Origin of the sequence: Moorena sp. SIO4G3, from assembly GCF_010692305.1 — a bacterium.
Classification (GTDB): domain Bacteria; phylum Cyanobacteriota; class Cyanobacteriia; order Cyanobacteriales; family Coleofasciculaceae; genus Moorena; species Moorena producens_A.
Map to the genome: position 1 here is coordinate 12,901 of NZ_JAAHIG010000094.1, position 14,319 is coordinate 27,219.

General features: G+C 45.4%; 12 protein-coding genes and 1 pseudogene. 4 read left to right on the plus strand and 9 right to left on the minus strand.

Going from position 1 to position 14,319, the window contains the following annotated elements; translation table 11 throughout:
- Positions 1–101 precede the first annotated feature (101 nt).
- Together F6J99_RS18115 and F6J99_RS18120 are read right to left on the minus strand one after the other, a co-directional pair.
- On the minus strand, positions 102–518 hold the full coding sequence (locus tag F6J99_RS18115) for a PIN domain-containing protein (RefSeq protein ID WP_293114105.1): 417 nt from the start codon (positions 516–518) through the stop codon (positions 102–104).
- On the minus strand, positions 515–901 hold the full coding sequence (locus F6J99_RS18120; RefSeq protein WP_293072453.1) for a hypothetical protein: 387 nt from the start codon (positions 899–901) through the stop codon (positions 515–517). Before F6J99_RS18120 ends, F6J99_RS18115 begins: the two co-directional genes overlap by 4 nt.
- A gap of 422 nt (positions 902–1,323) precedes the next feature.
- Here F6J99_RS18120 and F6J99_RS18125 point away from each other — a divergent pair, with 422 nt between their 5' ends.
- The 4 genes from F6J99_RS18125 to F6J99_RS18140 all read left to right on the plus strand — a co-directional run bounded on the left by F6J99_RS18125 (position 1,324) and on the right by F6J99_RS18140 (position 8,141).
- Positions 1,324–2,673 carry an ATP-binding protein gene (locus tag F6J99_RS18125; RefSeq protein WP_293114106.1) on the plus strand — a complete coding sequence of 450 codons (1,350 nt, stop codon included), beginning with the start codon at positions 1,324–1,326 and terminating at the stop codon, positions 2,671–2,673.
- A 712-nt stretch (positions 2,674–3,385) separates the two neighbouring features.
- Complete coding sequence (locus F6J99_RS18130; RefSeq protein ID WP_293114107.1) at positions 3,386–7,312, plus strand: AAA family ATPase; 3,927 nt, start codon at positions 3,386–3,388, stop codon at positions 7,310–7,312.
- Between the two features lie 52 nt (positions 7,313–7,364).
- A complete protein-coding gene (locus tag F6J99_RS18135; RefSeq protein WP_293114108.1) occupies positions 7,365–7,487 on the plus strand; it encodes a hypothetical protein in 123 nt (40 codons plus the stop codon).
- Positions 7,488–7,757: 270 nt separating this feature from the next.
- A complete protein-coding gene (locus tag F6J99_RS18140) occupies positions 7,758–8,141 on the plus strand; it encodes an Mth938-like domain-containing protein (protein ID WP_293114109.1) in 384 nt (127 codons plus the stop codon).
- Between the two features lie 198 nt (positions 8,142–8,339).
- On the opposite strand, the gene F6J99_RS18145 is transcribed toward F6J99_RS18140, so the two are convergent.
- The 7 genes and pseudogenes from F6J99_RS18145 to F6J99_RS18175 all read right to left on the minus strand — a co-directional run.
- Positions 8,340–8,963 (minus strand): Uma2 family endonuclease, encoded by a 624-nt coding sequence (locus tag F6J99_RS18145; protein WP_293114110.1) that lies wholly within the window; start codon positions 8,961–8,963, stop codon positions 8,340–8,342.
- A 393-nt stretch (positions 8,964–9,356) separates the two neighbouring features.
- Positions 9,357–10,244: an ROK family protein gene (locus F6J99_RS18150; RefSeq protein WP_293114111.1), complete on the minus strand. Its 888-nt coding sequence runs from the start codon at positions 10,242–10,244 to the stop codon at positions 9,357–9,359.
- Between the two features lie 43 nt (positions 10,245–10,287).
- Positions 10,288–10,422, minus strand: coding sequence for a hypothetical protein (locus F6J99_RS18155; protein ID WP_293114112.1), 135 nt, complete (start codon positions 10,420–10,422; stop codon positions 10,288–10,290).
- Between the two features lie 128 nt (positions 10,423–10,550).
- Positions 10,551–11,435, minus strand: coding sequence for an ABC transporter permease (locus tag F6J99_RS18160; RefSeq protein ID WP_070396192.1), 885 nt, complete (start codon positions 11,433–11,435; stop codon positions 10,551–10,553).
- A gap of 115 nt (positions 11,436–11,550) precedes the next feature.
- Positions 11,551–12,942 (minus strand): thioredoxin-disulfide reductase, encoded by a 1,392-nt coding sequence (gene trxB, locus F6J99_RS18165; protein ID WP_293114113.1) that lies wholly within the window; start codon positions 12,940–12,942, stop codon positions 11,551–11,553.
- A 459-nt stretch (positions 12,943–13,401) separates the two neighbouring features.
- On the minus strand, positions 13,402–14,142 hold the full coding sequence (locus tag F6J99_RS18170) for a hypothetical protein (RefSeq protein ID WP_293114114.1): 741 nt from the start codon (positions 14,140–14,142) through the stop codon (positions 13,402–13,404).
- A 70-nt stretch (positions 14,143–14,212) separates the two neighbouring features.
- A pseudogene (locus F6J99_RS18175) lies at positions 14,213–14,319 on the minus strand (IS630 family transposase); the annotation flags it as partial.

The following is a 14,319-nucleotide window of genomic DNA, read 5'->3' on the forward strand; positions in this document are numbered from 1 at the left end:
CTTAGCTTAGCCGAAAGGCCGAGGTTGGCGATATGAGCAAATACTATCCTGCTAAATTACCTACTACCTACTATCGGTTTTGTTCCCTGATAATTAGTTTTTTAGTTATCAAGCATCAAAGCTCGATAACCAGCTTGGACAAAGTGCTTATCCGTAGTTAAAGCATCTGTTAAACCTTGTTCTTTCATAACAGCAAAGGAAATACAGTCAGTTAGACCCCAACTTTTATCGGAACGATCGTAATATAGTTGTAAGGCACGTTGTAAAAGTGGTGTATCTACACTAACAACATAGATATTTTTTGTCTCGTAACACTGTTGAATAAACTGAACTGCTATCACGCGATTAACCGCACTCAAAGCATTACCAACTTCTGTTAGCACAGCTTCAGTAACCCATACCTCCTTAGCATTTTTTAGTCTAGGTAGTAATTCCAGTGCTTTGTGATGGTATTGGTCTCGTTTATTTAACAAAGCTTGGATAAAAGCCGTGTCCAAGAACAACCGCTCCCCAATCATAACTCATCCTCAAGATTAGACTTAGGCGTACCATACAAATAATGGTCATGTTCCATAGCCCAGTCTGATGGCGCTTCAACTGTTCCAGCAAATTCTTCTAACACATCCCAGGCATTTTGGCTAGTAACTGTTTTCACTTCTGTCTCAATAGCAATAGCATAGCGCTTGCCCGGTTCGAGATTAACAGTTCTGTCTAATCGTAAAACCTCACCATCGAAGATAGCTGTTACTACAGGTATCTTTCGAGCTTCTGTGCTGTCAGCCGGTTGAGTTTTAACATCTTGGCGGAGGTGAATTTCCTGTATTAGGTCTGCCCAGCTAAAATCTTCTGGTAATTTATCGATTAATCTACGTGCTTCTTCTTTAAGATTAAGGCTTGCCATAAATTGTCTCCTACCATAGCGCGTCTATCGGAAAGTTTAAGTGGTATTTTCCGATAAGTCATTCAGCTATTGGTATAGCACCACGCATTAAAGTTAGGACATTGATAGAAGCTGAAAAGCTTTTTTAGTGAACTTTTGCCTCTTGCCTTTTGCCTAAAGCCCTTGCGCGTAGCGCTATATCACCTTGGCTGATCAGGCTCACAGGCTCAATCACCAGGCTCACAGGCTGATGCGATCGCATTTGCCTAAATTAGCCTACCCTTAGTGCAATGGATTACTATAGACAAAAATAACCTATTAGTGTACCCAAAAATGAATTAGAACTCCCACCATTACTACGATAGTTATATAGTCTTGAACCCTTGATAATCTGACACCCCACACCCCACAACCCACACCCCACACCCCACACCCCACACCGGATGACTCTAAATTTCACCGAGTTTTACAAAGCCACTAACCCAAGCAAAACCCTTGATCTCACCCAGAAGGAAGACCAGAAGCTCTATATCGATTTTTCTTCCGTCCGGGGGGGAGCACTGATTGAGCAACTGAAAGCGCAAATTACTCTATTCTCGGAAGACCAGCCCACCTGTCAATTATTTACGGGACATATTGGTTGTGGGAAGTCTACGGAATTATCTCGACTCAAGGCTGAGTTGCTAGCAGAAAACTTTTATGTGGTTTACTTCGAGTCGGATCAGGACTTGGAGATGAATGATGTGGATGTGGGGGATATTTTATTGGTTATTGCTCGCCAGGTCAGTGAAAGTTTGGAAGCTAGCCAGGTTAAGTTACCGCTACAAAGGTTTAGAGATTTCCTACAGGAAATTACCACATTGTTGGGTTCCGATGTAACTGGGGTTGAGGTTAAGATTCCCAAGGTTGGTGAGTTTGGGGTCAAGGAAAAACAGGGAGAGTATTCGCTATCGGCAGGGATTGCCAAGATTACCACCAGAGCCAAAAATAGCCCAACCTTGCGTAATCGGTTGCGGGATTATATCGAACCTCGTACCAAAACCATTATTGATGTAATTAATACGGAGTTGATTGAGCCTGCGATCGCTCAACTGCAACACCAGGGAAAACGGGGACTAGTGGTAATCGTGGATAACCTTGACCGGGTGGAAATTGTGCCCAAGCCTTGGGGCACACCACAACCGGAATATTTATTTGTAGACCGGGGAGAACAGTTGCGCCAACTCAACTGTCATGTAATTTATACCATGCCCCTAGGGCTACGATTCTGTAATGATATCGTTCGGCTTACCAATCGTTTCGGGGTTGAGCCGAAGGTGTTGCCCATGGTGCCAGTGACGCAACGGAATGGTAAGGAGTGTGAGCAAGGAATGGAAAGGCTCAGAGCGATGGTAATGGCTAGAGCTTTCCCCAAGCTAGCACCAGCGCAACGGTTGCAGGGGATTGCGGAAGTGTTTGATGCACCGGAAACCCTGGACAGACTCTGTTCTATCAGTGGTGGTCATGTGCGGGAGTTACTGGCAATGATTCGGGATTGGATTATGGTGGAGGGCAAGTTACCCCTATCCCGGGCAGGGTTAGACCAGGTTATTGGTAGTCGCTGCAATAAAATCCGATTAGCGATTGATGAAGAGGAGTGGAAATTATTGCGTCAGGTGCATCAGAACCAAGAAGTAAGTGGTGACGACCATTATCGAGTGCTGGTGCGTAGTCTATTTGTATATGAATACTCTGACACTCAAGGGTCTTGGTTTACAGTGAATCCGATTCTGGTAGAAACGGGCAAGTTGTAGGGGAGGGAACAGGGAACAGGGAACAGGGAATAGGCGTAGTGGACCGACACATCTAAAATGGTGCAATAAGCGTAGGTTGGGTTGAAGAATGAAACCCAACACCAGTAACGCTTTGTTGGGTTTCCCTTTAGCTCTACCCAACAAACATTTTTAGGTGTGCCACGCCAGTAGGGTGCGTTAGGGAAGGGCTCGCCCTAATTTTCCACCTCGTAGCCAGTGTTGGGATAGCCCGCCCCGTAACGCACCACCTCATATTGACACTCCCCGCCCGCTTATGGACGGGGATTCTTAGTTCCTCGACATGCCTTAAAATTAGCTATCCGTCAAAGGCAATACTTAAGCCGAATACCCGTTTAAAAACCAAGTATTTAGCCTAATTTAACTAACCCCAGTGGGCTTATCTCCCTAAGCGTTGAGTTTCCTCAGTTCCCGTGTGCCCCACGGTACTTTAGTATTCAATGTGCAAGCTTTACTGGTTTTCGGTATCTGTTAGGATCCACACGTTTTTAATGAGGTTTTTCGCGCCTCAGGTGCTAACATCGCTTTACGTCGTGAAGTTATGACAGTACCGACGAATCCTGTCTGTGCTAGGCCACTATGCATATTCTAACAGATTTTTTAAAAGCCGTCTGCCGAAGGACGGGGCTTGAAACCCAACTTTTTGGTCAAACCTTGAATTTGGAAACACCATTACACCCATTGCCATAACTTGATGACTGATAGTCAGCCACAGGATCATCACCAACACGCTGATCATCAACAGCTATTGAAGCAGCTGGCTTGGGCAATGGAAATGGGAGCCAGTGAAACGGAATTTTCTTTAATTTTTGCCCATTGTAATTATACCCAGTGGCGAGACCAGTTGATGGAACAGCTGGTAGAGCTTTGTTCGGTCGAGATTCTCCCGATTGGGCTAACTCCCAAGGTCACCCAGCTCTACAGGACGATATACAGCAAGATTCAATCCCAACTGGGACAACAACCGCCCCAAGGGATTATGGTGTATGGCTTTGAGGTGGTCAGAGACCTTGAGCAACTGCTGAGATTAGCCAATCGAGTCCGGGAAGAGTTTCGCAAAAAGTTCCATGTCCCGGTTTTATTTTGGGTAGATGACCGAGTCTATTCCCAATTCCTGCGCTCCGCGAGGGATTTGGCCAGTTGGGGAACCGGTTCACCCCTGGACTTTCAAATCTCTACCGCTAACGTAATCGAATTTATCAAACAGGTTACTGATCTTGGGTTTGCTCAAGTCTTAGCTGCTGGAGCAGCTGGGGGTCTTGACCATGGACAGAATCTTAGTCACCAGCAGCTGGCTGACTTACGCTGGGCTTGGCAAGATTTGCAACATCGGCAGGTAGAATTAGCGCTAGACTTAGAAGCCAGTGTGGAATTTATCCTAGGTCGAGGAATTCCCCATGGTCTTAATCAGTCCCAGGAGCATTATCAACGAAGTTTAAAGCTATGGGAAGATCTCCTGCCACCTGACCTATATAGCCGTTCTCCCGACCCCGAACATCTAATCCGATACGGATGTGTTCTCTTCTATATGGGGCAATTGTACCGTACCTATGCCGATCAAGACCGGAATCAGGGTCAGCAACATTGCCTAAGGGCAAGAGACTATTTTTTGCGATCGCATGACTGCTTTGAGCAAGCTAAGCGTCCCGACTTAGTGGCTAAGTTTATCAATTCCTTGGGAGAAATTCTACAAAGACTAAGGCGATGGGATGAGTTGGAGCAGTTAGGGAAAAAAGCCTTAAGCCTTCATCGGAAATATCCCAACCCGGTCTGGCTTGCTCATGATTACGGCTTTCTAGCCGCAGAAGTAGCCATCTCTCGCTCCCAATGGCATCAGGTCAAGAACTTGGCAACTAAAGCACTGGACATCCTTACCAATGCCCATCATTCTGTTCAACTTCCTGGTGACCTGAGCCGGGAGCAGTTGCATTGGGCATTGGGACTTCATCGAGGCTGGTATCGCTTATCCCTAGCGAAAGCCTACAACCATCTCGGTCAACCCCAGCAGGGGATTGAGCATCTTGACCTTGCCAAAGAGCAAACCCTACCTAAGTTTAATCCTGATCTATATATTAAAATTCTGGCAGAATTGCGACAGCTCTACTTTGACCAAGGGGAGTATCAAAAAGCCTTCTCAGTTAAGGCATACCAGCAATCAATTGAGTATCAGTTCCGGTTTCGGGCATTTGTGGGCGTTGGTCAATTGTCCCTCAACCAACCAATCAGGGATACTCAGGTGGCTGATCGCATTGCTGCCTCTGGTCGAGAAAAAGCGATTAATGACTTAGTTGAGCGTATTGGTCGCAAAGACCACAAACTAACGGTAATTTATGGCTCCTCCGGCGTGGGTAAAAGTTTTCTACTTGAATCTGGTTTAATTCCTAGATTACACCAAGAGAGTATTGCCGCTCGGGATGTGGAGCCAGTGTTGCTGACAGTTTATCCCCAGTGGCAGCATAGGTTGGCTAACAGGATACTTGGCACAGAGCAGGGGGGAGAGAGGGAGGAAATTCTGGACAAAATTCTCCACCAACTGCAACACAATAGTGACAGTAATCGACTGACTGTTCTAATTTTCGACCAGTTTGAAGAATTTTTCTTTCAGTATCCTCAGCCACAGCAGCGGCGATTTTTTTATCAATTCTTAAAGGACTGTCTAGACCTTGAGGCCGTGAAAGTGATTCTGGCCTTACGAGAAGATTATATCTATTATTTATTAGAGTGTAATGATCGCCTGATTAGTTTAGATGTCGTTAATAATGATATTCTCAGCAAGGATGTCCTCTATTACTTAGGTAATTTTACTCAATCTCAGGCCAAAGAAGTTATTGAACGGTTAACGGAGCAGGCTAAGTTTTCCTTAGAACCAGAGTTAATTGAGCAATTGGTGAAAGATTTAGCAGCAGAAACGGGAGAAGTGCGACCGATTGAATTGCAGGTGGTGGGAGCACAATTAGAAACCGAGGGAATTGTCACCTTGGAGAGGTATCAGCAAGGGGGCGATAAGGCCAAACTAGTAGAACGTTATCTGGACACTGTGGTTACGGATTGTGGACCGAAACACCGAGAAACTACCTGGAAATTGTTGTCTATCTTGACCGATGACAAGCAACTTCGACCCATAAAAACGGAAACTGAATTAGCTAGTGTATTAAATTTACCCCCAGAGGAACTCACCCTGATTTTGGAGATTTTAGTGGGCTCAGGTTTAGTCTTTCAGATTCCACTAGGAACAGAAGAGTTCTATCAGTTGGTTCATGATTATTTAGTAGACCCGATTCGTAAGAGATATGATAATGACCGAGAATCAAAATTGGCAAAGTTTGAGGAAGAAAAGCGGATTTTAGAGCCAAGGAAGCAAGAAGGATCCAAACTAGAACGAGCAGGAGCTACACCTCTTAAAGAATTTAAGGATAGCCCGTTTGATGCCTTACTAGCAGCTATGGAGACCGGGAAAGCATTGAGAGCAATGGTCACGAAAAATACTCCCTTGAAAGACTATCCTACTGCTAGTCCAATGCTAGCTTTACAACGGATTCTTGACCATATTCAGGAGCCTAAACTTGGGAAGCATCAGGGTCGGGTTAAGCAGGTGGAATTTAGCTGGGATGGTCAGTTGCTAGCTAGTGCTGAAGTTGACGGAATCGTGAACTTGTGGGATCTCAAAACTATGCAAGTCCAGGAATTGAATAGGTATCAGGGTAAGGTTAGGCAGGTGGAATTTAGCCGGGATGGTCAGCATCTGGCTAGCGTTGGAGAGGAAGGAATCGTGAGGTTATGGGATCTCAAAACTATGCAAGTCCAGGAATTGAATGGGTATCAGGGTAAGGTTAGGCAGGTGGCATTGAGCTGGGATGGTCAGCTGCTGGCTAGCGCTGGAGTTGACGGAATCGTGAGATTGTGGGACCTCAACACTGGGCAAGTCCAAAAATTGAAGGGGCATCAGGGTTGGGTTTGGCAGGTGGCATTGAGCTGGGATGGTCAGCTGCTCGCTAGCGCTGGAGTTGACGGAATCGTGAGGTTGTGGGATATCAAAACTAGTCAAGTCCAGGAATTGAAGGGGCATCAGGGTGACGTTTGGCAGGTGGCATTGAGCTGGGATGGTCAGCTGCTCGCTAGCGCTGGAGTTGACGAAATGGTGAGATTGTGGAAACTCAACACTGCTCAAGTCCAACAATTGAAGGGGCATCAGGGTAGAGTTTACCAGCTGGCATTGAGCCGGAATGGTCAACTGCTTGCTAGCGCTGGAGATTACGGAATGGTGAGGTTGTGGGATATCAACACTGGTCAAGTCCAACAATTGAAAGGGCATCAGAGTTTGGTTGAGCAGGTGGAATTTAGCCCGGATGGTCAATTGCTGGCTAGCGCTGGAGGTGACCGTACCGTGCGCCTGTGGGATTTAGGGGGTCGGCAAATTGCCCAATTCGAGGGGACTCGCCTGGTTTTCAACCCAGATGGGACGCAACTGGCTACCATAGACGGGGATACCATCAAGCTGTGGCGGGTGGACACCTTGGATGGACTCTTAGCTAGGGGTTGCACTTGCTTACGTAGTAATTCCAGAAATAGTTATGTCAATCCGGAACTGAAGGCGTTTTGTGATCGCTTGCTTGATAATTAGTTCTCAAGGTTGAAGGTTATTTGGTTGAAGGTTGAAGGTTGAACGCCCACGCGTGGCCTTTTGGCCAAGGTTGAAGGTTGAAGGTTGTTCGCGTATTCCCGATTCCCGATTCCCGATTCCCGATTCCCAATTCCCGATTCCCGATTCCCGAATTTCTGGTACTTTTACAACTTAATTGTTGTTTATTTAAGCAGTTATATAAATCCAAAGTTTTGTAATAATCTCATCCATAGCTGACCGAATAACTAAGAATAACGCCTATACTATAAGTAGATTAGTTAGAAAGTAAATCGGTAATTTGATGGTAACTTTTGATAAAAATACCGTTAAATAAACTGTCTTAGTGTATTGCTGCTATAACCAAACAAGAATGGAAGGGATAGGTTACAGCAGTAGGGAGTAGGGGTAAGAGTTTGGGAAGTTATGAGATGGAAAGGAAATAGTTATGAACAAATCTCCGACAAGTCTAATTAGTCATATCTCTTGGGGTCGTATGGAGGTAACCAATAATGGTGAAACTTATCAATTTAAAGATTGTAAAGTATGGCCGGGAGGTGCTAAGGAATGGGATTGGAGACTTACAGGTACTCGCCATCAGCCTGGTATTCAACCCGCCGATATCGAAGAAATTTTGGCACAGGGCATAGAGTTTATCGTTTTGTCCCGTGGTATGCAACTAATGCTACAAACCTGTCCGGAAACTGAGGAATTGCTCCGTCAAAGAGGAATTGAGTATTATATCGGCCATACTAAACTAGCTGTAGACCTATTCAACAGTTTGATGGAACAAGGTAAAAAAGTCGGAGGTATATTTCATTCCACTTGTTAACTTGTTATCAGCTTGAGCAAGGATGGCAAAAATTAAATTAGCAACAGTATGGTTAGCGGGGTGTTCGGGATGTCATATACTAAAGGGAACAGGGAACAGGGAACAGGGAACAGGGAGTAGGGAAAAGGGAACAAAAATTATCACAATTCATTTAGGATTTATAATCAAATGTAACTCTGCGATATAGTGCTTCTAAACTTACAGAAAAGTTGACACTTTCGAGGGTAAGCGATGCAGCGCGGTCTTGGGGAGGCAGTGCGGTCTTGGGGGTTCCCCCCATGAGCAACTGCCGTGGTTTCCCCCACTCGCTATTGCATCAAGAAACGTATCCCCTTTTTCATAGGGATAAAGCACCCAAAACCCTTGCTGATTACGCCTAAAACATTCTACTCCTATGGTCTCTGACTGGATTAGAACATACTCCTGCAAGGTTTTTAGCTTGCGGTATTTGGCAAACTTACTGCCCCGGTCATATGCCTCTGTAGAGGGTGAGAGCACTTCTACAATCAGACAGGGGTACTGAATAAACTGGTTAGACTCTTGATCTCTGGAATCACAAGTTACTACTACATCTGGATAGTGGTAGGAACGAACTGAAGATATTTTTACCTTCACATCTACCATATAAACCTCACAGCTACTGTCTTGTAGGTGAGTATTTAGATCACTAGCCAAATTTAAAGCAATCCGGTTGTGGGGTTTCGAGCCTCCGGTCATGGCGAAGACTTCCCCATCGCTATACTCATAACGAATCTCCTGAGTCGGTTCCCACTCCAGGTATTCTTCAGGAGTCATCCGGGAAAGCTGTGGATTAGCAATCATAGTTTTTTGGAATAAATGGGGTATGGGGAGACCTGGTGGTGCGTTACGGGGCGGGCTGTCCCAAAACTTGCTACTGAGAAAATTAGGGCAAGCCCGCCCCTAACACACCCTACATTCTAAATTCTTCATTCTAAATTCTAAATTCTACTTGGTGGTGCGTTACGGGGCGGGCTATTCTAATACTGGCGCTCGAAGTGGAAAATTAGGCCAAGCCCGCCCCTAACACACCCTACATTCTAAATTCTAAATTCTTCATTCTAAATTCTACTTGGTGGTGCGTTACGGGGCGGGCTATTCTAATACTGGCACTCGAAGTGGAAAATTAGGGCAAGCCCGCCCCTAACACACCCTACATTCTAAATTCTAAATTCTTCATTCTAAATTCTAAATTCTTCATTTCACATGTTTTTGCCAAGCCAATCGTGCTGCTCCCACCCTTCCAGCTCGATTCCCTAATTCTGCTTTAAGTAACTCTAAACCAGTACGGGAGGAAGGCAAAACTCGTTGCTCTATTTCTGCTAGAGTTGTTGGCAAGAAAAACTCGGCACTAGCACTGATGCCACCACCAATAATAATGGCTTCTGGTGTCAGTGGATAAATAAGACTAGTTAGCCCAATCCCTAATAAGCGTCCGTAATCTGCCCAAAATTCTAAGGCTTCCTGGTTTCCTTGCTGGGCTAATTTACCAAGTTCTGCTGGTTCTTTGCCACTGTTGCTTCGGATTGCCCTAATGGAAAGGTATTGCTCTAGAGAACCCCGATTACCACTATTACCCTCGGGACCATCGGGATATAGATTAATTAAGCCCAACTCCCCAGCAGACCCGAGATGACCTGTGAAGAGTTGACCATCGAAAATGATGGCCCCTCCTACCCCTGTGCCTAGGGTGAGTAGAATCAAATTCCGAAACCGACGACCAGCCCCTAACCAAGCTTCTCCTAAACCAGCACAGTTAGCATCATTAGCAACAACTGTGGGATAACCGACTTTGGCTTCTAAGTGATCGGCTAGGGGAACATCGTGCCAATCCGTTAGGTTAATGGCAACCTTAGCAATTCTTCCAGCAACATCAGCAGGGCCAGGACATCCAACCCCGATACCCATTACTTCTTCCCTGGTATCGAGACGAGAGATTGCTGCTACTATTGCTTCGATCACCGCTGTTGGTGTTGCTGGTTGGGGTGTATCTACTGTTAGAGACTCCAGTTCGGTTCCATCTTCACGGAAGCGTCCCAACTTAATCGCAGTGCCACCTAAATCAATGCCTATGGCTTGAGTCATTAGTCCTTAGTGATTTGTCATGAGTCATTTGTCCTTAGGCATTTTAAGGCAAAAGGCAAAAGGTAATAGGCAAAAGGCAATAGGCAAAAGGCAATAGGCAAAAGGCAAAAGGCAATAGGCAAAAGGCAAAAGGCAATAGGTAATAGGCAAAAGGCAATAGGCAAAAGGCAATAGGCAAAAGGCAAAAGGCAAGAGGGTTTTATAGCGCTACGCTTAGCGTCAGAAGTCAGAAGTCAGAAGTCAGCTATGACTAAGTTTCGGAGTTTAGGAATGTCCTAATCTAAATCCGTAGTGCTATATATAATTTCAATGTTTCTGACGAAATCGGGGATTAATCAACTCGCTTAATCCTTCTCCTACTAAGGACAATCCTACCACCATCAGTGTCATGGCTAAACCAGGGAAGAGCGCTGTCCACCAAATGCCAGTGGGTAAGGCATCGAGGGCTTGACGTAAGTCATGACCCCACTCTGGGGTTTGTTCTGGCAATCCTAATCCTAAAAATCCCAGTCCTCCCAAGATTAAAATCGCATCAGCGGCGTTGAGGGTAAATAGAACTGGTACACTTTGAATCACATTCAGAAATAGGTAGCGCGATAATATCCTACCAGGGGAAGCCCCCAGGGCTTGAGCGGCTTCGATGAACAATTCAGTTTTGACGCTAGTGGTGTGATTCCGGACTACCCGATAGTATTGGGGGACATAGGAAATACTTAATGCGATCGCAGCATTGAAGACTCCTCTACCGACTACAAAGGCCAGAGTCACCGATAGCAGTAGTCCTGGCAAGGTATAGATCGTATCCATTAAAAACAGTAATACCCGATCGAGTTTGCCACCGAGATAACCACTGATTAACCCCAAAGGGACACCAATGATCAGGCTGAGGGTGGTGGCGAGAACGACTACTTTTAGAGCAGCTTGAGAGCCAAACCAGGTGCGAGAGAAAACATCATAACCCTGGCGAGAGGTACCAAACCAGTGATTCCAGCTCGGTGGTTCATGAATGGGATTACTGAGGGACTGGGTAGGGTCTTGTAGCCATCCCCAAGCTTGAAAGGTAGGAGCGAAAATGGCTACTACGATAAAGCAACCAGTAATCACTAGTCCCGCTACCATTAGTTTGATGGATAGACTAGGCCCTCTTGTAAAAGACAAAAAGCTGGGGAATGATTGTTTGGTTGAGCTCATCCTTCATCCTTGATACTGATAGCATTTATCATACTGATCAGGTAAACAATCTTGTGTACCTTTTGCCTTTTGCCTTTTGCCTTTTGCCTTTTGCCTTTTGCCTTTTGCCTATCCCTTAAACAGTAGTTGGTAAATACCGTTCAATGGCTTGACGATACTCACTCTTTTGCTTAATTCCTTTAAATTCCGCTAGGAACTCTTTGTCCTTAAATAACTGTACGGTAGGTGTTCCCACCACTTGAGCATTTTCAGCTATTTCTCTGTCTTGGTCAATATCGATCTCGACAAAGTGAATTTTGCCATTATACTCATCTACTACTTTATCCAGCATGGGCTTGAGAACCTTACAAGGACCACAACTCGGAGAAATATACTTGACCATGATTATGCGATCGCTTTCATGGAAAAGTTTACGCAAGGCATAGCCCCCCAGATGGCGTGTTTCCTTGATATCAAAGGTTTCCGCCGTCTCAGCTACTACTTTTTCTTCAGTTTCTTCAGGTTTTTCAGCCGTTTGCTGTTCTGATGCCGGTTGTTGATGATACTCATGAATTAGGTTATGAGCAGATAGCCAGCGTTCTGCTAACATAGCCCCCATACAACCTGTCCCAGCCGCAGTGATAGCTTGACGGAACTCATGGTCTTGGACATCACCAACAGCATAGACTCCATCTACACTGGTTTCCACCGAACCGGATTTAGTGACAATGTAACCCACCTGATCTAACTCCAGTTGTCCTCTAAACAAGGAGGTGTTAGGAGTGTGACCAATAGCGTAAAACATCCCGCGAACTGAAATATCCTTTTCCTGACCAGTTTCAGTATCCTGGACTCTTACGCCAGTCATCGAACCATTGTCTCCAAACACATCCACTGGCTGAGTATTCCAGTGAATAGTAATTTTGGGATTATTCAACACCCGGTCTTGCATGGTTTTACTAGCTCGCATCTCATGGCGACGTACTAGCAGATGAACATGGGAACCATACTTGGTCAAATATACAGCTTCCTCTGCCGCTGAGTCACCCCCCCCGACTACCGCCACTTCCTGACCACTGAAAAGGGGAGATGCACCATCACAGATGGCACAAGCTGAGATACCATTACTCCAGTACTGAGCTTCCCTGGGTAAATGCAACCGTTTCGCTGTTGCCCCGGTAGCAATCACAATACTATGGGTTTTTACTTCCCGTTCCTCAGAGCGCACAGTAAAGGGACGCTGACTTAAGTCTACAACGATCACATCTTCGGTATAGCATTCAGTGCCCCAGCGTTCTGCTTGAGCCTTCATCCGTTCCATTAATTGAGGTCCGGTGATTCCCTCTGGGAAGCCAGGGAAGTTTTCTACTTCTGTGGTAGTCATCAGCTGTCCACCAGGGATTCCTCCAGCTTGGAAGCCTTCAAACATTAAGGGTTTCAGGTTAGCTCGTGCGGCATAAATAGCTGCTGTGTAACCTGCAGGACCAGAACCGATAATGACAAGATTTTCTACAGGGGAGTTGGGCATCTGATACACGAACTCATAACGACTACGCTTTGATTATAATTAATTATAGCATATATAGCACTACGCATTAAGATTAGGATATTCCTAAACTCCGAAACGTGAGTCTAGCTTACTGTTGACTTCTGACGCAAGAACCTTGCTGACTTGCGCGTAGCGCTATACAACTTACCTAATGTTGTCACACATTTAAATTGTGAATAGGTGCGCTTTGCAGAGATGGGGAGACGCACCACTAGCTGACAAACTGAATTGCTCAAAACGTAAGCTATCAGCTATCAGCGTGTCGCGTATCAGCTTTGGAATAAAATAAGTAAGCATTGGAATAATGCTGAGTTACCTCACAGCGTCGTTCGCACAGCGTGGCCATTCGCGTAGCGTGGCCAAGGCCAAGGCCTTGGCCAAAGCCTGTGCCACAAGGCTGACGGCTGACGGCTGACGGCTGACGGCTGAATGCTTAGCTCAAAACAGAGGTAAATTAAAACTCATCCCTGTACCGAATACTGTCCCATCAAAATTAATTCTGGAATTGGACGAAGAACCAAAACTTTGTCCACCATACAAATAAATTTGACTATTGCTAGAAATCTTATAACTGACACGACCAATTAACTGATGATAGTTATCATACCGTGTTGTATAGTCAGATAAAGCAAGTTGGTAATTAAGAGCTGCTTTAAATCGGGGGTAGGGGTAATAGGCTAAAGATGCTCTGAAAACATTACTAATCTTAGAGCGTGTGTCTGGATCAGCAAAACGTAGGGTTAACTTATAGGACGTATCTAAGGCTAAGTTCTTTACTAACCAATCCCGTCGGCTGAGTCTAAGATACAGAGAATTATAATGAGCGAAGCGATCGCCTGCCTCTTGCTTGAATAACTGTTGATTGCTCCATCCTAACTCCCCATAGGTTCTTTTCAAGAGCTGCTGACGAACTCCCAGCTTAACTTTCAGTTGATTATAATCAAGTTGGGATCTATCTCCATAACGCACTAAATTACCACTTACCGACGTTATCAGCTTAGTGTCAGGTCCGAGGGATGGTACAGCTAATAGGGTTACTCCTGGTCTCAACAAACCATCATCAACTGGATCGACTCCAGCGAAAATATTATCGCTTCTGAAATAACTGACTCTACCCTGTAAATATACTGTAGGTTTACGTGGAGTCGGTGGTTTTTCTTGGAGCCGCAAACGCAGCACCCCCAGTTCCGGGTCTCCATCATTAGCCTTGGAATCTGAGTTTGAACTATTATAGCAACCGCCACAGCGGTTAGGACGCTATACCCAAGACATACTCCATCGCATCCCGTAGACAATCAAACTGCTTAAGTTGTTTACGAATACGACTTTTGAGCCAAGACCAGCATCGCTCAATCT

What these genes read in the sequence shown, in the direction of transcription:
- F6J99_RS18115 (WP_293114105.1), bottom strand. Translation starts at nt 518, where the DNA reads ATGATTGGGGAGCGGTTGTTCTTGGACACGGCTTTTATCCAAGCTTTG.
- F6J99_RS18120 (WP_293072453.1), bottom strand. Translation starts at nt 901, where the DNA reads ATGGCAAGCCTTAATCTTAAAGAAGAAGCACGTAGATTAATCGATAAA.
- F6J99_RS18125 (WP_293114106.1), top strand. Translation starts at nt 1,324, where the DNA reads ATGACTCTAAATTTCACCGAGTTTTACAAAGCCACTAACCCAAGCAAA.
- F6J99_RS18130 (WP_293114107.1), top strand. Translation starts at nt 3,386, where the DNA reads ATGACTGATAGTCAGCCACAGGATCATCACCAACACGCTGATCATCAA.
- F6J99_RS18140 (WP_293114109.1), top strand. Translation starts at nt 7,758, where the DNA reads ATGAACAAATCTCCGACAAGTCTAATTAGTCATATCTCTTGGGGTCGT.
- F6J99_RS18145 (WP_293114110.1), bottom strand. Translation starts at nt 8,963, where the DNA reads ATGATTGCTAATCCACAGCTTTCCCGGATGACTCCTGAAGAATACCTG.
- F6J99_RS18150 (WP_293114111.1), bottom strand. Translation starts at nt 10,244, where the DNA reads ATGACTCAAGCCATAGGCATTGATTTAGGTGGCACTGCGATTAAGTTG.
- F6J99_RS18160 (WP_070396192.1), bottom strand. Translation starts at nt 11,435, where the DNA reads ATGAGCTCAACCAAACAATCATTCCCCAGCTTTTTGTCTTTTACAAGA.
- trxB (WP_293114113.1), bottom strand. Translation starts at nt 12,942, where the DNA reads ATGCCCAACTCCCCTGTAGAAAATCTTGTCATTATCGGTTCTGGTCCT.